The following is a 16,831-nucleotide window of genomic DNA, read 5'->3' as shown; positions in this document are numbered from 1 at the left end:
CCTGCGCTGGCCGCCAGTCGATTTATTGTAGGCGCTTTAACGCTGACGCCAACGTCTGCTTCGTCGACCAGTAATCCGCCCACGGGTCCTCCGACTGGAAGCTGAGATACTCGCGCGCTGTCTGCACATTCCACTGCGCCCCGCTTTTCAGGGCGGACAACTGCTCCCAAGAGACTGGCATCGAAACCCCCATGCCGGGACGGGCGCGGGCTGAGAAGGCGGCCGCCGTCGTCTGCCCCATCCCGTTGCGCAGGAAGTCGACATAAACCCTGCCGACGCGGTTGGCGGCGCCTGATGTCGCGGAAAAACGCTCGGGAATTGTCTTCGCAATGTGTCGAACAAACGCCCGCGAGAACGACTTCACCTCCTCGTAATCAAGTCGTGGCGTCAATGGCACGACGACGTGCAGCCCTTTGCCGCCGCTTGTTTTCAGCCACGCCTTGAGACCTAGCTCTAGCAAAAGCGTGTGAACAAGGAGTGCCGCCTCCTGTATGTGCACCCATTTCACGCCTTCACCTGGGTCCAGGTCGAAAATAACCCGGTCGGGTTTATCCAACCGTCGAACCGTCGAGTTCCAGGTGTGAAATTCAACGACGTTCATTTGCGCTGCCGACAACAGCGCATCGAGCGTGTCGACAGTCAGCAAGGATGGGTGTCCTGGCCACAGACTCCCGTCGTGTGCCGTCAGACCGGGCATGCCCGTCTTCTCCGCGTGCTTCTGGAAAAAAACCTCTTCGGCGATGCCATTCGGCGCGCGGAGCATCGCCAACGGGCGGTCCTTCAGGTGAGGCAGCATCCACTGCGCGACGCTCGCGTAGTAGCGGGCCAGGTCGAGCTTCGTGACGCCAGTCGACGGGTCAATGATTCTCTCGGGGTGAGTAACCCTGACCTGGGGAACGGGATTCGTCGAAAGCGCCTTACCTGCTTCGCGGATGACACCGCTTGCGGATTTGTCGACGCGCAGTCCTTTGAACGAGGCTTGTCGCACGAGACCATCCGTGGTCCAGGCGGCAAATTCGAGCTCCGCCACCAACACGGGTTGAACCCAGCGCTCGCCGCCGGCGGCCCGTCTTGACCACCGCCGTGGTTTCGCAGCGGCGACATCAAAGGGCGGGGAGTCTACTTCGAGCGGGGTGAGGCGGGCCCACAGGTCCCGCGCAGTCCGGGCATCCCATCCGGTGCCGACGCTGCCGGCGTCGTGGAGCGTGCCGTCGGCGTAGTATCCGAGCAGCAAGCTGCCGATTTCCCCAGCTGTGCCGCTGCGATTGGTGAAGCCACAGATGACGAGCTCCTGCCGCAGCCGGCACTTTGCCTTCAACCACGTCTGCGACCTCCCCGAGACGTACGACGCATCACGCCGTTTGAGCATCAGGCCTTCAAGACCCAGTTCCGCGGCGGCTTCAAATACCTGAGCCGGGGGCGCCTGAAAGTCCTGACTGAAGCGAATCCGGTCGCCCGCATTTTCCAAAAGCTCGCTGAGGGCCGCGCGCCTCGCCCACAGGGGCACCTTCCGCAGGTCCTTTCCGTCGAGATACATCACATCAAACACGAAGTAGACGATACTCCGGTCGGACGGGCCGTCCATCGCATCCTGCAGCGCGGCGAAATCCGGAATGCCGTCTTTGAGAACGACAATTTCGCCGTCGAGCCACGCACTGGAAACTGCTAGCTTTTCCACCTCTGCGGCGAGACCTACGAGCTTCTTTGTCCAGTCGTGTCCTCCGCTGGTGAACAGTCGCACGCGCCCCTTATCGATTCGCGCGAGCATTCGATAACCATCCAGCTTGGCCTCGGTTATCCAGTCTCCTCCCGTAGGCAGGGAATCTGCCGGGGTCGCAAGTTGAGGCTCGAGTTTCGCGGGAAGCGGCGCCGGCGCTGCAGCAGAGAGGTCGATTTCCGTATCCACGCCGCTCGAGGGCCGAGCCGATTTGGGCTCGCGCTCTTCCACAAGCCCAAGCGGCTTCGTGACAACACTGTCGGGAAGCGCCTTGATGACGTCGTACTCCGCAAGTGGTTGCGCCCACTCGTCGCGTTTCTTGAAGAGCATCCACGAGTCCTGCGTGTCCTCCGGCTTTGCGATGCGCACCAGCTCCCACAGTCCGGCCAGCTTTTCACCGTGGAGTCGGAAAACAAGCTTGCCCGCTTTCACGGCCTCGTGAGCGTCACCGACGGGTTCCCACGTTCCATGGTCCCATACAAGCACGGTGCCGGCGCCATACTGCTTGGGTGGGATAGTGCCTTCGAAGCTCGCATAGTCGACGGGATGGTCCTCGACGTGAATCGCCATCCGCTTTTCCTTCGGGTCGTAGCAGGGACCCTTCGGAACGGCCCAGGACAGCAAGACTCCACCCAGTTCGAGTCGGAAGTCATAGTGCAGCCGGCCAGACCAATGCTTTTGCACGACAAAGGCCAGTCGCTGGTCGTCAGCTAACGGGCTCGCAGCCGACGGTGCGGGCTCCGGCGTGACGCGGAAATCACGCTTCTTCCGGTAGTTGGACAGCGGCAAACGTGTCCGGTCAGGGGGAATGGAGGGCATGGGTTCAGTTTAGGTCCTATTGCCCCTCAAGTAGGGTCAGCAAGGAATCCGAGTGGTCCAATCGAACCGCTTGGTCTGACTCCGGCTTCGCGTATGACGCGACCTAACCCCGTGGCCGAATAGAAGTCTGGTCAAACGTAAACCGGGCACTAGCGATAAGAACGCCCGATGCGGCGGTTTTCTTGCCGGGTCGCAGAATACGCCTTGCTGCTATCGAGTTACTCACAACACCAGCGGAGACACACATGGCCACAAAGGCGAAGACACAGAATCCAACCAGCGAGAAGTCCGAGGACGACATCGATAAGGCTATAGACGGCACTTTCCCCGCCAGCGACCCGCCCGCGACGGGCGGAGCCACCCGCATCGAGTCAGAGGACGGCGAAGAAATCGATGAAGATTCGCCGGAGTAATGACCGGCGCAAGGAACGAGACACCATGGCAGACACCTTCAAACCCGGAGAATTCGTCAAGGTGTCGGGAATCTATTCGGTCGTACTTGAGGGCGGCGACAACGAGGGCCGGACATTCGATGCCACATGCGTTGAGGGCGCCCGCTTCCCGCCATCGCGCACTGGCGCCGGCGCGCACTACAAATTGAAGTAAGCAGCGCCTTACTCACACCGGCCGCCCGAGTTGAATCCGGGTAGGTAACAGACATTTGGCCGGCAAGCCGTATCGTGGTGACGAAAGCCACAAATGTGACACGGCAAACGTGAACGACGGGGAGGCGGCGGATTCGATACCAGACTTTCGGGGAGCAGCGTCACCCACTAGAAAACGCGGCGATAGCTGTGCCCCTTGTGCTTACAGCGGCTGGATGTTCGCCGCCTGCTTGCCCTTTGGTCCTTGCTTGACCTCGAAGCTCACCTTTTGCCCTTCCTGGAGAGTTTTGAATCCCTCCGCCTTTACTTCCGAAAAATGAGCAAACAGGTCTTCGCCACCATCGTCCGGCGTAATGAAGCCAAAGCCCTTCGCATCGTTGAACCACTTCACAGTACCGGTTGCCATAGTAGTTGTGTCCAGAATTGAAACAGTCAGATTTATATAGTCGTCAATCGCTCGTCGTAGGGATTCCCACATGAAGCAGTCGTGAGCTACGCTACTGACGCATCGTTGCGGGCTGATATGAAAGCAGCGCGGGAACGTTCACGTCCTCATCGATTTCCGGCCAGAAAAGTTGCTGGCGGTCCATCGAGATGGCGAAGTGTTCGCGCTCTGCTGCTGTCGCTGCCTGCAGGACAGGAAACCAGTCCAGTGGGAATTCAACCGTCTTGCCGCCGGACAGGTCAAGAAACAGGTGCGCGCTGTCGAAATGCGCACCCACCGCAGCGCCTTCCATGGTCGTCTCCTGAATGAGAAGCCATTAAAAGATAGCCCGCCGCAGGGCGCCACACAAGCGCGCATGCTGGCAAGCCGGGCTGCGCCGGGCGTTGGGTATGAAGCGATGCATCTCTCCATTTTCAACGCGATATCGCCGAGTAGCGGTTTGCGGTGTTTGGCCAGTGAGGTTGCGAGCAAGGGAAGCCCACGGGACACCTCATCGGTCGCGCGCATGAGCCAGGCTCGCCAGAACCGCCGATGGTCGCGTTGCGATGAGGCCGAAGGCGATACAGACTTGCGCGGGAGCGCCAGTAACGCGTAGGAGGCAAAGATTCATTTCTCCAAGAGACGGTCCGGTCCTCGAGGGTCGTGGGTTGCACCTCACGCGAAGGAACGTGTGAGTCAACGGTCTGCGCTGTCGGCAACATCTGTTCGAGAAATGTTGGACGCAGGTCGATGCGTGTCACTTGGGGAGGTTCCGCCCAACCGGCGGTGCTACCTCATCTACAGTAAAGCCGACGACCGCTGTTTTGTCGTCGTGCAAGATATCGGTAACTGGGCTGTCGTTACTGTTCTGCCACTCTGGATGTGGAGCAACGACGAGTTGTCGGAGAGTTCGCCGCAGGCAGACGAAGCTCGCAGGCTGGCGCTCGAACCACGGTCACGCCCGCCAAAACGAGAAAATGTCAGGTATCAGTCGCGACGGCCGACCGGCCTGTTCAGGCGTAGACGATAAGCCTGTTTAGGGCGCGGCGGTCGGCGGCGTAGCCGGCCACTACGCCGGACACCACGCAGTTGTCGGAGCAATCGGCGGCTGCATTGTGGGACACCACATGGCAAAGAAGCACGCCGAAGAGCAAGCCGCACAACGAAAAGCGGAGCGGGCGCAATAGCAGACGCGGCGATGGTCCGCCGTCGCTCGCGGCGCCATCACTTATCCCCACATTTTGTTGGCAAGGCTGTGGACAACCTGCGGACACGCATCGTAGGTGCTTGATGCACCACGGGTATACCGCGCAGTCAGCAGCGTAGGCAGAAAGCCCCATTGGGGCCTGCACCGCGCGGCGCAGGCGAGATGGGCCGTATCAAAACTGAGGCGGACGCAGAACTTGTCGGTATTCACGGGCGTCCGGCCCAGATATACAACGACGGTTGAGTTCGAGATAGCAAACCGTCAGTTCGACAATGCCCCCGTCTACTGCGACGCAATCTTCAAGGGCATTCCCGCGGAACACTTCAGCTGCTTTCGCCCTTTTGCTCGGCCGACAACACTGCCCGTATGTGAGGACGCAGGCGCCGCACCTGGAACTGAAATACGACGGTGTAGCTCAGAACCACAACCACCACAATGGCGACAGCGGACAGCCAGCCGGAGAGTACGGTGTTGTTGAGGATAATGAAGAGCGCGCACGACACCGCAACGAAGACAAGCCACCCGACTTGAAGTCGGAACTGACTACGACCCTCTGCGCTTCCTGCGAGAGCTGAAGCAGCGCTTCGAACCACGGCCCTACGTGTAGCCTGTGGAAGTGACGTGAGTTCAGGAATCGAATCGTATGAAACGTAGATGCGCGCCATACGAATATCCGACAAGCGGACTTAGATTGCCGTTAGAACCTGTCTCGAACCGTAGGACGCGCCCTTCGACGACGGCTGAGTCTTTCTCGAGCGCCTGTGATGTCTGATATGCGCTTACCGCCCCACAGGCCCACACAACTGCGATAACGCAAGCCACTGCAGCCTTGAAGCAACGTGTGGCTATCGAATCAGGTTTTTCAGTCCACATTGTTCGCTCGTATACTGCTCGTGCCGCTGCTGCAATTACGTAATTGTTTGCCACTCGAGGCCGACCCGCTGGTACAAATGCGGATGAAGAAGGTGGTCGCCGTTTTCTGCCCTTTGAATAACTTGGCGGAGTTCCGCAACGCCGTCCGCCGACGATGCATCACAGAATGCGAGAACATCTCGCGCTGGCGCGGCAACCATAAAGGCGCCCTGTACGAGATGAGCGTACCAATCGGTCCACATCGCATGAACCATCAGAAGGCTCGCTTCGAAATTGCCACCCAACAGGGCGATGTAGATGGGCCCATACTCACGAACAACCAACTTCTCTTCAGCAAGACTCTGCAGGTTTGAAACCGCGATTCCATGCAGTTCGTCAACCGACAGGCCTTCCTCCTCAATGTGACAATGCTCTACATACTGGAAATGGGTGCCGGCGTCGACGAGATACGCTACTACCAAGTCCTCGTTGATAACTTGGAGAACAGCCGACTCTCGCTGCGAGAGTGAGGTTGTCGGTACCGCGTCCTTGACCGTAGGTTTGAGGTAAGCGATGGCCTTTCTGCAGAATGACGGTGACGACTCCAAGATTGCTCCACGTTCATTGTTGAAGGTTTGCGATGCAGTCGCGGATGGTGTCGTTACGCTTCCGGGTCAAAGAAGGAAGCAAGAACCGGATAGATGGCCGCATCCATACTCGCGCAGCCGAGCTTGCGCAAAGCGTTATGGTGCCGGTCGTTGAGCCAATGGTCAGCTCCAGCGTCACGCAGGACGAGCCGAAACGCGCGCGCGTCGCTGCGGCTTGCAAACAGTTGTTCAATATATCTGTTTGCGTCCAATCGCCCGGCTTCCGCAGCCGCGGCGAGGCTGTCCATCACCCAGAAAAGCGCGGGATTGTGCGGCATTGCCAGCAAGGCCTCGACGCGAATTGGCGTCAGCGTCTTCTTGTCGTGATTCCAACCGCCGAATTCAAGGCACGCGCCTGCGGTGCGCCTCCCTTCTTCAGTGTCGAACAACAGCGGTGTAACCGTTGGGATATACGCGTTGATTGCAGCCATCAGTGCCCTCGAAGCCTCGGTTTTTCACTTTTCCCGTCAGCGAGTAAGACGGGCCTCACGGGTTAACGGCATATTGCCAACTAAGCTTTAGACTATCGAGCGATTGGCGAGTGCGGTGGTTGCACAGCGCTTTCTCTCGCAACGCGCTGCCACTACGCAGCAGCGAAGTCATCAGCCATAATCCAATAATCAAGAACCGGGGGCCCGATATCAATGAGCTACGACCTCTTCTTTACCTTGCCTGCTGACGTCGCTCAAGATGACGTCGAAGCGTACTTTCGACAGCGCAGGTGCTACAGGGTCGACGGCGGCGCCACATACGAAAATCCGGACACGGGCGTTTACTTCTCCTTCGCGGTTGATGAAGGCGAAGTACCAAATGAGCAAGGTACCGGTCCGCAACGGCGCATCGCCTTCAACTTGAACTATTTTCGCCCGCACATTTTTGGTCTCGAAGCTGAGCCCGAGGTGTCGGCCTTTGTCGGCTGATTCAATCCGGTGATTGAGGACCCACAGGTCCAAGGGATGGCCACCGGCGCTTACTCGGCAGAAGGTTTCCTCCGAGGCTGGAACTGCGGAAACGAGGCGGCGTACCGAAGTATTAGTGAGTCGCACGGGAAGACCAACACTTTCCTGACGATGTCGTGAGCATCGAGTACTGAGGTTCAAGTGCAAACTCCAGAAACCAAATGCTTTTCGCTGCCGTCGAGGTCGAAATCGAGGTGAGCGATGGCAAAGCCAACATGGAATCTGAACTTGGGCGAGCTATCCCAAGCCATCCGGACAACCCTATTGAGAACCTCCGGAACGTAACCTATGCTCTTCAAACGGCGGGCCCCTGTCATCGCAAATGGCACGGAGCGCCGCCAAATCCGCCGCGTTTGAGCGTGCGCCAGCATCGCGTCAATGCTGGCCGGCGTTCAGCAGCATCCAAATCTGTCGTGTCGGCGGCCCGGCAAGAATCCGCGCAAACACCGCGCGGCACTGAACGCAGGTGTAGTGTTCTTCTACTCGCGCATCTTTCACCGCGCCGGCGCCGTTGAGCGTGAGGTCCTGATGCGGAGGTTCGGCTGCGGACTTCCCGTAGAGGTCAGCGCACCGCGCGCAGGGTTGAATCCAAAGGTCCATTCGTCAGTAGCCGATAATTGCGAGCGGTCAAGCAGCCAATCGATGTTCGTAAAAAGGCCGGTCTCTGCCATCAAGTATCGCGTACTGCGTAGCTGCTTCTGCATTGGAAATTGAGAGGAGTCCGCAATAATTGGTTGACCCACGGTAACGGGCGGACAAAAGCAAGGCAAAATCAGTCGCTGTTGGTCCTTACGCATAAGCTCAACAGGTCGGCCTCGACCTCGCGGGCAGACTTCGACCAATCGCTAAGATTAGGCAGTCCTGGTAGCGATTTCCCGCCATAACACAGTGGCTATCGGAAAAATATAAAAAGTAATTTTTGGTAACACACGTGTCCTATACTGGGTGCGAGTCTCGATATGCGTTCTAAAAGAAGTTAAAACGTTTGTTTGTCGCCAATTACTAAGATTAATTGCGAGGAGGCTGCTACTTCTTCAGAGCACGTATTACACGACTACTCTTTCCACTATCGCATCGGGCAATGCTCTTGAACTCCGTCTTCAGCTCAGCTTGGGCCGACGAAGCGGGAGAGTTTAATTCTGCCCGCATGCACAGTAAGCAACACCTTCGGCCAACTTATTGCGCCACTGCCTGCCGGCATCGCGTTGGCTGTTGTCCGCATCTCTTTGCACGCGGCCGCACGATTCCGGCCCTCCCGTAGAACACGCTTTGGAACGATGGAGGTCGCCATGAAAGATTTCGTCCCACTCGTCAAAAGTGCGTTCAAAACATCACCGACCGTCATATCCATGGCGACGGTACTACTCACAGGATGTGGTTGGGGGCGGCGGTAGTGATGTCGCCACGGGTTCGGCCGTTGACAAGGACTCGGCCCAGTCCATGCCGGCGAGCGGGGGCAGGACGCCTTAGCCAATCCTGAGACGCGCTTTCTAGCTCAACAATCGTATTGAGCCGCCGGACGGTCGTCCGATTGGGCGTCTCGGCACGCCTAGGGCATGTTCTATGGAGGTAAATATGAAACGAGTTAAGAAGTATTGGCTGTGCCCCATCGTCGTAGCAATGTTGGCACTAGCACTGGGCGTCGCAAGCCGTGAGGTATCGGCACAGCAGAGTTCGGATGTGTCTCCACCTCAAGCAGCAGTTCACGGAGAGACCTACAGTCAGTGGTCTGCCGCATGGTGGCAGTGGATGCTTGCGATACCGTATGGCAAGGGCCTCCCAAACCCTACTTTTTACTCTGATGGGACGGGTTGTAGTAGCAACCAGTCTGGAGCCGTGTGGTTTCTCAGCGAGCCCACATCAGGCAGCGGTGTCGAACGATGCACGGTGCCGGCCGCTAAGTTCATATTCATTCCGATTATCAACGCGGAGTGCTCAACTGTGGAGGCCGGACCTCCATATATCCCCAGCAGCTGCACGAATGCTCAGGACTGCAGTGCGTGTGCGAAGTCCCTGGCGGATGCGATAGGCCCAAACACGCTCAAGGCCTCCATTGACGGTCACGATATACCCGTAAATGCACTGTCGGCGTTTAGGGTGCAATCGCCGTTTTTTCAGTTCTCGATTCCAACGAACAATTGGTTCGTCACCGATTTTCCACCTCTCATCGCACCCATGGGCACGGGGTCCGCGGTAAGCGATGGATACTGGCTGATGATAGAACCGCAATCACCCGGGACACACACAATACATGTTGAAGGTGCCTTCCCTAGTTTCGGCGTCTCGGAAAGCGCCACGTACACAATCACCGTGACCCCCTGACCTGGGGCTAGACCACTTCGGGATTTCTCCGTCCGGCTGCACCGTCGCTTACGGTGCAGCCAACTTCACGCCGCCCGTTGTGTGCAACAAGCATAACCTTCAAGGAGGGCATCGTGAAACGTCCGTCCGAAGCGCGCGACGGCCCCCCCCCGCGCATTGCTTGAAAGCAGCAGGCACCTCACTGGTCGCCATGCGTTTTCTTCGATAGCGACGAACAACTCGTCGGTTACACCACCCTCGTCGGAGTTCGCCATGAATGTCTTGCTCGCATTAGTCAGGAAGGCCTTGCAGGCATCAGCATTCGCCGTTTTGGTCGCAACGACATTGACCGCATGCGGCGGTGACAATGCAGGTCCCGCCGGTTCCGCAGTCAACAATTCTGCTGCGTCGGCGCCGGCAAACGGTGGTTAGGATGTCTACTTAGATGTTCTTGTTGTCATACCAAGTCGCAAATACTCAACGGAGGCATCAAATGATTGCAAGAAATCCTGTCTCTTCGCGCTTCGGCTTCCTGCAGGCAAAACGCCGGCCAACGTGTCGTAATGTATTGCGCTCTCTCTTGCTGTCAGCGGCGGTGGGGCTGAGTGCCTTGGTGGTCAGTCAATCTTCGACGGCGCAGCAGTTGTTCATTGGCGATGCTGGCGACAATTCCGTCAAACGGTTCAATGCTAGCGGAGCCTATCTTGGCCCGTTTGTCGCTTCGGGAGCTGCCGCTGCCGGGCTGAACGGGCCACGGGGGATGATTTTTACGGATGGGCAGCTCGTGGTCGTCAATCAGAATGTCAACACTCCATCTAACGGTGAGGTTCTACGCTTTGATGCGCAGACCGGCACATTTATCGGCAAACTTGTCTCTTCGAGCGACCTCAACGCGCCTTTCGCGCCTCGCGGCATTGTGCGCGGTGGGCCAAACAACAGCTTTTATGTGGCCGATGATGGTACGCGGTCCAACAAATGTGCTAACGAAGGGGACGTAAAGGAATATGATGCGGCGGGTGCTTTTCTGGGCAATCTCAACCGGACGAACTTCAAGCCAGGGTTTTACCCGCGTGGAGTCGTCTTCGGACCCGACGGACTGCTGTATGTCTCTGCAAGAGCCTGCCCCGTCTCGAAGGACCCGAATGCCCCTCTTGTCGGCTACGTCTTGCGCTTCGACCCACGCACCAATGCATTCGTTGATGTGTTCGCTTCAGATGAAACGGTCTCCGACTTGCACCGCCCAGAGGGCTTGGTCTTCGACAGCACAGGCAACCTGTGGGTCACGAGCCCCCGTGCGGGGGCCACGGACACCGACAAAATCCTGAAACTTGACGGAAAGACCGGTCACCTGCTCTACAAGCTCGAACTAGACGTAGCGGGTTCGCCCAGGTCATTCGCGGAAGCAATCATCTTCGGGCCGGGCGGCTATCTGTACATCCCTATCACTGGCGTACCTAACACTGGCAGTGACCCGGCGACGACAGGTGAGGTGCAGCGTTGCGATACCACGACCACGCCCGTTCAGTGCGACGTCATTGTGCCGGCCAACTCCAAGGGTGGCCCGTTGCAGTCTCCGTGGTACTTAATCTTTAGGAACAGCGACCCTGCGACACTTAGCTACGACGACTAGAAATGATGAGGGGCAGGAAGGCCCGGCGCCGTAGCCAGGCTTTGCCTGCTCATGCCAGTTCGCCGCGTCGAACGCGTCATCAAGAGGGCGCAATCATGCTGACGTTTCGACGATACTCCACCGCACTGCGCTCTCGTCTAACGCTCGCGCTCGCGACGTTCAGCGACCAGTGCCATCCTCTCTAGCCGAAATGGAGGTCAACATGAATCACTCGACGTCAGAAGAGCACCAAGCGAATCGGCGCTCTGTGCTGACCCTTGCCTTGGCGAGCGCCGTGGCATCACCGGCCCTGCTGCTACCAACCGACGCGTCTGCAGAGCGTTACCGCGCAGATGAGGGAACGCAGCTCGCACCCGGTGTCAGGCGAGTCGAAGTCTCGAAGCGGACATCGGAAATCCCTGCCTATAAGTCGGTGGCGCTGGTGGACCTCGTGTTCCAGCCCAAGTCGAAGTTCGCCAACCCCGCGATGGCAACTGACATGGTGTGCCATTGCTTGGAGGGTGAGTTACTCGTTGACCAGGGAATGGGTAAGCCCTTCGTCGCCAAGACGGGCGATGTCTGGACCTGCAAAAAGGGTATGGCGGAAACGACCACAAACCAAAGCGACACTATCGTCGGCATCATGCGAATTGCTTTGTTGGCAACGTAAGTGGCAGCAGCAGGGGGCGCGACGCGTGGTGCGTCGCTCACTGGTCCTAGCGTCTGCTGCTTGTAGGTTGCGAACTCGCGTATGTACGCCCCCCCGTAGCGCCCCATCAATAAGTGAGGCTAATTTGAAAACGCTCTCTTCTGCAATCCTTGCCGTCGCCCTGTCCTTTTTTTGACCAGACTGCTATGGCCGACAAGGCTCAGATGCCAAAACAAGGTACCGCAACCTATGTGACGTACTACACCAGCCACTCGCCTGCCAGCCTTGATATGGGCGGTGTCGGTGAAGACGCACTGTGGGAGCCGGTAGGCATCACCCGCAACGCAGATGGTCAGAAGCTGTTCGATAGCATGTCGGTGCGCTGCCTGTATTTCCATACGGCCATGGGCGGCAAAGTGGGCGGCGTTGGTGCCTGTACCGAGACCGACATGGATGGCGACAAGATATTTACAACGTTCGATGCGGCCGCCCGCGTGCACACCCTAATAGGTGGCACCGGCAAGTACAAGGGGATTTCCGGCACCGCGCCATACACGGTGATACGCCTTTCGGCACCGGACCAAGGCTTGGGCGCCACTGAGGTTGAACACAATGTGACGTGGCAGTTCAAGTTGCCTGGTGGGGGACTTAGTAGGGAATACGCCCTCTCATTGTTCGACGGCGTTGTATGTGAATCCACCGACGGCCGTGAAGGGTGCAGCTTCGAATGGCAACGACCCAACGGAGATGTTTGACATGGAAGAAGATGCATTCAGCGCTTTCGAGCACCAAGGTTGGGAGCATCTTGCCCAGTCGTATCACTGGTATTACGCGGACTTGACGACTCAGTCGATTGGCTTACTGCTTGACGTGCTCGGTGTCGGGCGCGAAACCCGCTTTCTCGATGTTGCATCGGGTCCAGGCTACCTTGCTGCGGCAGCAGCTGCGCGAGGTGCCTATGCCGTTGGCGTTGATTTCGCAGCGGCAATGGTCGAAGAGGCGACGCACCTCAACCCAGGACTCACCTTCAGAGTGGGCAGCGCGGAGGACCTACCGTTCCCCGATGAGAGCTTCGATGCAGTGGGCATCAATTTCGGAATGTTTCACTTCTCGCACCCCGAACGAGCACTCGCGGAGGCGTTTCGCGTCCTACGGCACGGCGGCAGAATTGCCTTTACGGTCTGGGCGAGCCGCGACAAGGCCGTCGCCCTGGACATCGTACTCAAAGCAATCGAAGCATGCGGCAAAACGGATGTCGGCCTGCCAGAGGGACCGCCGTTCTTTCGGTTTAGCGACTGGGCTGAATGCGAGCGTGTGCTGCTCGAAGCGGGCTTTGTGCAGCCCACAGTTCAGGAGGTCAATCAGACGTGGTCTATCCGCGCGCCGGAAACGCCCTTTCACGCGCTCATGCGCGGCGGCGTGCGGGTGGCCGCAACGCTGAAGGCGCAAACGCCCGTGGCGTTGGCTTTGATTGAGAAGACGGTGTCCGAAAGCGCGGCCGCATACGAAGTTGACGGAGAGGTCCGAGTGCCCATGCCCGCCGTGCTCGCTTCTGCGCGAAGGCGCTAGGCGGCCGCGTTCGCTACTCGGAGCCTCAACGCCTCCGGAAGTCAAGGCGTAACTCAGTCATAATGCCGGCCCCAAAGCAAAGAACCCTGCCAAAGCACGGTTCTGAGACTTCCGGACGCCGCTACCTATGCGCCCGACGCTGCTTTGGCCGGCTCGACGGTCGTCTTATGATGCTTGACCTTGTGCTTGTGCACTTTGGACGCAGCAGCCGGAGCCGGGGTGGTCGCAGCCGGCGTGGCCGGTGCGGTCGCGGCCGGTGTCGAGGCCTGTGCGAACGCGACGGTAGTAAACAGCGATGCAATCAGGACGGCAGCGAGCTTCTTCATGTGATTCTCCAAAGAGATGGATGGCGAGGCGACAATTTTTGGCGTCGTCCAAGCGTCATAACGCGTCGGGCTCGGTTTCGTTGACATGCGGAGCCTGGGCTGATTTCGAAATTTCACCCGTCACAGTCCTGTCACCAAATGGTGCTCACGAGAGCCATTGAAAGTGCTCTCACAATTAAAGGCAGCCTGAGGTCCGAAGGGAGATGGTCCACTTGCCAATATCCCGGTGGTCATCTTCTAGCTTGCGAGACGGTGACGTCTATTGGCAAGCCGCATCAATCGAGGCGCGAATCAAAATGTGAGCATGCAGACCTCAAAAAGTCACTTCAAGGCGGGGAGCATTTCCTGACGAAGCTCAGTGCATGGCGAAATCCTTTTATTTTGCAACGCGAGGTATATCGTTTTCACGTTGACGATGTACGCTGGTGCCCGTGGTGACAGAGACAAAAAATGTTCGGGGGAAAATAATCATGCCGGTCAAACAAGGAAAGCGCACTCGCGCAAGCAGAGCCCACCTTGAGGCCAAATGGAGCTATTGTCTGGCGCGAGGTAGTTGCTTTATCGCTGGCACTCTTACGCCCTTAACGCTCAATGCCGCTATCAACGAAGCTGTCGAAGTGTTCATCGCGAGACAGGGGCATGAAGATTTACCGCTCTTTCTGGAGCTGTTGGCTGAGCGACTGCAAAAACGAGAAAAGCCCGAAGCGGCGAACGCCGTCCTGCACCTGCGAGGATGCGGTACTTTGCCGCCTGTTCCCGAGTTGGATGGCAGGAAAACCGATACCGGTCGTCGGTCGTAAGAGCACCGCGAGGCGCAGCAGATGCGCGGACGTCCACGATACCTGCGTAAGCGTTGCCCCAGCACCGTCTAGACCGATGGTGCCAAAGTGGACACAGTAGGCCCCACCAAATGAGTGGTGGAGACTACTTTGTCACCTGAGATAGCGACAGCAGCGAGACGGACGCGTAGAGGTACCCCCAACCACCCCATCGAATTTCGGCGAGAACGCGCAAAGCTAGCAGGTGAGTCGGGTGTGTCGGTCGCACGACTGGCTCTGGAACACGGGCTCAATACCAATCTGTTGTTCAAATGGCGCCGAGCCTATCAGGCTGGACAGTATGAACCGCCGACCCTGTTGCCGGTAAATGTGGTGCCCGAGGAGCGTACGATCGAGAACGCGGCTTCATTGCCCGTTCAGCCGCAGAGTAAGGCTCAGCCGGCCGTCGCGGGAGTGATTGAGATTTGCGTCGGCGTCGCACGCGTGCGTATCGAGGGCACGCCCGACGCGGCCACGCTGCGTGTTGTGTTGCGTACATTGCGTGCCGCTGCGGAGGCTGAGACGTGATCGGCCTTCCTGCCGGCACGCGTGTGTGGCTGGCTGCCGGCGTGACCGACATGCGGGCCGGATTCAACAGTCTCGCCGCCAAGGTGCAGACCGTGCTTGAACGGGATCCCTTCTGCGGGCACGTCTTCGTGTTTCGCGGCAAACGCGGCGACCTGCTCAAAGTGCTGTGGTGGAGCGGCGATGGCATGTGCCTGCTGATTTCTCTCAGGCGCCTGCACCGAGTCGTCCCATCGAGCGCGGACTCGCCGGCCCAGGGCTGCTGGCACATGTCCTGGTCTCGAAGTTCGCAGATCACTTGCCGCTTTACCGGCAGTCGGTCATGTACGCGCGAGAAGGCGTCGAGCTTGATCGCTCACTGCTAGCGAAGTGGGTTGGACACGCGGCGACACTGCTGCAGCCGCTCGTTGAAACACTGCGTCGTCATGTGATGTCGGCGACGAAACTGCACGCCGACGACACACCGGTTCCAGTGCTTGCACCGGGCAATGGCAAGACGAAGACCGGTCGCTTGTGGGTGTATGTGCGCGATGATCGTGCGTCGGCCGACATGACGCCGCCGGCGGTGTGGTTTGCCTATACGCCGGATCGCAAGGGCATCCATCCGCAGCAGCATCTCGAGTCGTTCAAGGGTACGCTGCAAGCCGACGCATACGGTGGTTATCAGGCCATCTACGAAACAGGGCGCGTCATGGAGGCGGCTTGCTGGGCGCACGCCCGACGACAGTTCTATGAACTACACGCAGCACGCCCCAATGCGTTGAACACCGAAGGGCTCCAGCGTATCGGCGCGCTATACAGAATTGAGGAAACGATCCGGGCAAACCGCCCGACGAGCGCCGGGTGCATCGCCAGGAACATGCGCGGCCGCTACTCGACCGCTTCCATGCGTGGCTCACGACGACGCTGGAAACGCTCTCGCGCAAATCGGATACAAGTCAGGCGATCCTCTATGCGCTGAACCGGTGGGAAGCGCTCACCCGCTATTGCGATGACGGCCAGCTCGAAATCGACAATCTGCCGGTCGAGCGCGCGCTACGCGGGGTGGCCATCGGTCGACGTAACTATCTGTTTGCTGGAGCAGACTCTGGCGGCGAACGTGCCGCCGCAATCTACAGCCTCGTCGGCACCGCAAAACTCAACGGCATCGATCCTGAGGCATATCTGCGCTACGTGCTCGCACGCATCGCCGACCACGCGATTAACCGCATCGACGAACTCGCCCCGTGGGTCGTCGCCGATCAGCTCCGCACCGCAGTCTGAAGATCACGATCCTTAGTCAAAACGTCGCTGGTGCCACACTTACCATCGGGCTGCGACCTCGCGGGTCAGCTCTCCGGGTCGTACCCGAACTCGCGGAGCTCCTGCGAGCAGCGGCAGGCTTTGGCGATCTTCGCGGCCCATTGGACGGCGGTTTCGCGCGACTGGAGTTCCAGGACACAAAGGCCGCCGTCGAACTCCTTGGTCTGCGGGTAGGTCTCGTTCGTGACGGTGCCGTCAGCGGCGACCATCAGCGGCGCGACGTCCTCGTTGATACCACCGCCGAACACATAGACGCCGGCATCCTTCGCCTCGCGTATGACTGCGTGTGCCGCTTCGCCGACCGCAGCTATGTCTTCGTCGGAGATGTCCATCGCCGATCCGGGGAAGGAGATTAGGTACTTCGTCATCGTTCGGTCCTCCGAGTGTGAGTTCGCTCGCCAGTCGGGCTATCTCGCGCCGGAATGCGAGCGGATGATTCGGTACGCCTTTACGGCCAGTTCTCGTCGGTGCTTCTGTTGTCAAAGTAGTCCCCCTACTCGAT

General features: G+C 58.7%; 20 protein-coding genes and 1 pseudogene. 12 read left to right on the top strand and 9 right to left on the bottom strand.

Annotation, left to right across the window (positions count from 1 at the left end):
* Positions 1 to 22 precede the first annotated feature (22 nt).
* Positions 23 to 2,536 (bottom strand): DNA ligase D, encoded by a 2,514-nt coding sequence (gene ligD, locus FAZ95_RS25140; protein ID WP_137335228.1) that lies wholly within the window; start codon positions 2,534 to 2,536, stop codon positions 23 to 25.
* 245 nt (positions 2,537 to 2,781) lie between these two features.
* Here ligD and FAZ95_RS39490 point away from each other — a divergent pair, with 245 nt between their 5' ends.
* Together FAZ95_RS39490 and FAZ95_RS39485 are read left to right on the top strand one after the other, a co-directional pair.
* Complete coding sequence (locus FAZ95_RS39490) at positions 2,782 to 2,949, top strand: hypothetical protein (protein WP_175425754.1); 168 nt, start codon at positions 2,782 to 2,784, stop codon at positions 2,947 to 2,949.
* Positions 2,950 to 2,974: 25 nt separating this feature from the next.
* Positions 2,975 to 3,142 (top strand): hypothetical protein, encoded by a 168-nt coding sequence (locus tag FAZ95_RS39485; protein ID WP_175425753.1) that lies wholly within the window; start codon positions 2,975 to 2,977, stop codon positions 3,140 to 3,142.
* A gap of 201 nt (positions 3,143 to 3,343) precedes the next feature.
* Here FAZ95_RS39485 and FAZ95_RS25135 read toward each other — a convergent pair whose 3' ends face one another.
* The 5 genes from FAZ95_RS25135 to FAZ95_RS25115 form a co-directional block, all read right to left on the bottom strand.
* On the bottom strand, positions 3,344 to 3,547 hold the full coding sequence (locus FAZ95_RS25135) for a cold-shock protein (protein WP_137331109.1): 204 nt from the start codon (positions 3,545 to 3,547) through the stop codon (positions 3,344 to 3,346).
* A 91-nt stretch (positions 3,548 to 3,638) separates the two neighbouring features.
* Positions 3,639 to 3,878: a DUF2442 domain-containing protein gene (locus FAZ95_RS25130; RefSeq protein WP_137335227.1), complete on the bottom strand. Its 240-nt coding sequence runs from the start codon at positions 3,876 to 3,878 to the stop codon at positions 3,639 to 3,641.
* Between the two features lie 1,217 nt (positions 3,879 to 5,095).
* Complete coding sequence (locus FAZ95_RS25125; protein WP_137335226.1) at positions 5,096 to 5,437, bottom strand: hypothetical protein; 342 nt, start codon at positions 5,435 to 5,437, stop codon at positions 5,096 to 5,098.
* Positions 5,438 to 5,680: 243 nt separating this feature from the next.
* Positions 5,681 to 6,232 carry a DUF1444 family protein gene (locus tag FAZ95_RS25120; RefSeq protein ID WP_175425752.1) on the bottom strand — a complete coding sequence of 184 codons (552 nt, stop codon included), beginning with the start codon at positions 6,230 to 6,232 and terminating at the stop codon, positions 5,681 to 5,683.
* Between the two features lie 53 nt (positions 6,233 to 6,285).
* Positions 6,286 to 6,702 carry a hypothetical protein gene (locus FAZ95_RS25115; protein ID WP_137335224.1) on the bottom strand — a complete coding sequence of 139 codons (417 nt, stop codon included), beginning with the start codon at positions 6,700 to 6,702 and terminating at the stop codon, positions 6,286 to 6,288.
* A gap of 213 nt (positions 6,703 to 6,915) precedes the next feature.
* Between FAZ95_RS25115 and FAZ95_RS25110 the strand changes: the two genes are divergently transcribed.
* Complete coding sequence (locus FAZ95_RS25110) at positions 6,916 to 7,191, top strand: hypothetical protein (protein WP_137335223.1); 276 nt, start codon at positions 6,916 to 6,918, stop codon at positions 7,189 to 7,191.
* Between the two features lie 414 nt (positions 7,192 to 7,605).
* Here FAZ95_RS25110 and FAZ95_RS39775 read toward each other — a convergent pair whose 3' ends face one another.
* Positions 7,606 to 7,830 carry a hypothetical protein gene (locus FAZ95_RS39775; protein WP_137335222.1) on the bottom strand — a complete coding sequence of 75 codons (225 nt, stop codon included), beginning with the start codon at positions 7,828 to 7,830 and terminating at the stop codon, positions 7,606 to 7,608.
* Positions 7,831 to 10,024: 2,194 nt separating this feature from the next.
* Here FAZ95_RS39775 and FAZ95_RS25100 point away from each other — a divergent pair.
* The 4 genes from FAZ95_RS25100 (at position 10,025) to FAZ95_RS25085 (ending at position 13,358) form a co-directional block, all read left to right on the top strand.
* On the top strand, positions 10,025 to 11,161 hold the full coding sequence (locus tag FAZ95_RS25100; RefSeq protein ID WP_137335221.1) for an NHL repeat-containing protein: 1,137 nt from the start codon (positions 10,025 to 10,027) through the stop codon (positions 11,159 to 11,161).
* Between the two features lie 202 nt (positions 11,162 to 11,363).
* Entirely contained in the window at positions 11,364 to 11,810 is a 447-nt protein-coding gene (locus FAZ95_RS25095; RefSeq protein ID WP_137335220.1) for a hypothetical protein, read from the top strand.
* Positions 11,811 to 11,995: 185 nt separating this feature from the next.
* On the top strand, positions 11,996 to 12,544 hold the full coding sequence (locus FAZ95_RS39480) for a hypothetical protein (RefSeq protein WP_175425751.1): 549 nt from the start codon (positions 11,996 to 11,998) through the stop codon (positions 12,542 to 12,544).
* A gap of 1 nt (position 12,545) precedes the next feature.
* Positions 12,546 to 13,358, top strand: a complete 813-nt coding sequence (locus FAZ95_RS25085) for a class I SAM-dependent methyltransferase (protein WP_137335219.1) — start codon at positions 12,546 to 12,548, stop codon at positions 13,356 to 13,358.
* Positions 13,359 to 13,483: 125 nt separating this feature from the next.
* On the opposite strand, the gene FAZ95_RS25080 is transcribed toward FAZ95_RS25085, so the two are convergent.
* Entirely contained in the window at positions 13,484 to 13,684 is a 201-nt protein-coding gene (locus tag FAZ95_RS25080; RefSeq protein ID WP_137335218.1) for a hypothetical protein, read from the bottom strand.
* Positions 13,685 to 14,154: 470 nt separating this feature from the next.
* On the opposite strand from FAZ95_RS25080, the gene FAZ95_RS25075 reads away from it, so the two are divergent.
* From FAZ95_RS25075 to FAZ95_RS40715, 5 genes and pseudogenes are all read left to right on the top strand, one after another.
* Positions 14,155 to 14,484 (top strand): hypothetical protein, encoded by a 330-nt coding sequence (locus FAZ95_RS25075; RefSeq protein WP_137335217.1) that lies wholly within the window; start codon positions 14,155 to 14,157, stop codon positions 14,482 to 14,484.
* A 114-nt stretch (positions 14,485 to 14,598) separates the two neighbouring features.
* Entirely contained in the window at positions 14,599 to 15,030 is a 432-nt protein-coding gene (tnpA, locus tag FAZ95_RS25070; RefSeq protein ID WP_367873326.1) for an IS66-like element accessory protein TnpA, read from the top strand.
* Positions 15,027 to 15,392, top strand: coding sequence for an IS66 family insertion sequence element accessory protein TnpB (gene tnpB / locus FAZ95_RS40720; protein ID WP_367873324.1), 366 nt, complete (start codon positions 15,027 to 15,029; stop codon positions 15,390 to 15,392). The genes tnpA and tnpB overlap by 4 nt, the downstream gene beginning before the upstream one ends.
* Positions 15,287 to 16,065 (top strand): annotated as a pseudogene (gene tnpC, locus FAZ95_RS25060) (IS66 family transposase); the annotation flags it as partial. The gene tnpB and the pseudogene tnpC, both read left to right, overlap by 106 nt.
* A 6-nt stretch (positions 16,066 to 16,071) precedes the next feature.
* The gene (locus tag FAZ95_RS40715) at positions 16,072 to 16,290 is read left to right on the top strand and encodes a transposase domain-containing protein (RefSeq protein ID WP_367873625.1); all 219 of its coding nucleotides are present in this window, start codon (positions 16,072 to 16,074) and stop codon (positions 16,288 to 16,290) included.
* 65 nt (positions 16,291 to 16,355) lie between these two features.
* Here FAZ95_RS40715 and FAZ95_RS25055 read toward each other — a convergent pair whose 3' ends face one another.
* A complete protein-coding gene (locus FAZ95_RS25055) occupies positions 16,356 to 16,697 on the bottom strand; it encodes a YciI family protein (RefSeq protein ID WP_175425750.1) in 342 nt (113 codons plus the stop codon).
* Between the last annotated feature and the right edge of the window lie 134 nt (positions 16,698 to 16,831).

It is taken from the genome of Trinickia violacea, from assembly GCF_005280735.1.
GTDB classification, from domain to species: Bacteria; Pseudomonadota; Gammaproteobacteria; order Burkholderiales; family Burkholderiaceae; genus Trinickia_A; species Trinickia_A violacea.
This window is presented reverse-complemented; position numbering and strand designations above follow the sequence as displayed.

Coding starts and splice junctions, on each gene's coding strand:
- FAZ95_RS25080 (WP_137335218.1), bottom strand. CDS start 13,684: ATGAAGAAGCTCGCTGCCGTCCTGATTGCATCGCTGTTTACTACCGTC.
- FAZ95_RS25095 (WP_137335220.1), top strand. CDS start 11,364: ATGAATCACTCGACGTCAGAAGAGCACCAAGCGAATCGGCGCTCTGTG.
- FAZ95_RS25110 (WP_137335223.1), top strand. CDS start 6,916: ATGAGCTACGACCTCTTCTTTACCTTGCCTGCTGACGTCGCTCAAGAT.
- FAZ95_RS39490 (WP_175425754.1), top strand. CDS start 2,782: ATGGCCACAAAGGCGAAGACACAGAATCCAACCAGCGAGAAGTCCGAG.
- FAZ95_RS39480 (WP_175425751.1), top strand. CDS start 11,996: ATGGCCGACAAGGCTCAGATGCCAAAACAAGGTACCGCAACCTATGTG.
- FAZ95_RS25075 (WP_137335217.1), top strand. CDS start 14,155: ATGCCGGTCAAACAAGGAAAGCGCACTCGCGCAAGCAGAGCCCACCTT.
- ligD (WP_137335228.1), bottom strand. CDS start 2,536: ATGCCCTCCATTCCCCCTGACCGGACACGTTTGCCGCTGTCCAACTAC.
- FAZ95_RS39775 (WP_137335222.1), bottom strand. CDS start 7,830: ATGGACCTTTGGATTCAACCCTGCGCGCGGTGCGCTGACCTCTACGGG.
- FAZ95_RS25055 (WP_175425750.1), bottom strand. CDS start 16,697: ATGACGAAGTACCTAATCTCCTTCCCCGGATCGGCGATGGACATCTCC.
- FAZ95_RS25125 (WP_137335226.1), bottom strand. CDS start 5,437: ATGGCGCGCATCTACGTTTCATACGATTCGATTCCTGAACTCACGTCA.
- FAZ95_RS39485 (WP_175425753.1), top strand. CDS start 2,975: ATGGCAGACACCTTCAAACCCGGAGAATTCGTCAAGGTGTCGGGAATC.
- FAZ95_RS25100 (WP_137335221.1), top strand. CDS start 10,025: ATGATTGCAAGAAATCCTGTCTCTTCGCGCTTCGGCTTCCTGCAGGCA.
- FAZ95_RS25135 (WP_137331109.1), bottom strand. CDS start 3,547: ATGGCAACCGGTACTGTGAAGTGGTTCAACGATGCGAAGGGCTTTGGC.
- FAZ95_RS25085 (WP_137335219.1), top strand. CDS start 12,546: ATGGAAGAAGATGCATTCAGCGCTTTCGAGCACCAAGGTTGGGAGCAT.
- FAZ95_RS25115 (WP_137335224.1), bottom strand. CDS start 6,702: ATGGCTGCAATCAACGCGTATATCCCAACGGTTACACCGCTGTTGTTC.
- FAZ95_RS25130 (WP_137335227.1), bottom strand. CDS start 3,878: ATGGAAGGCGCTGCGGTGGGTGCGCATTTCGACAGCGCGCACCTGTTT.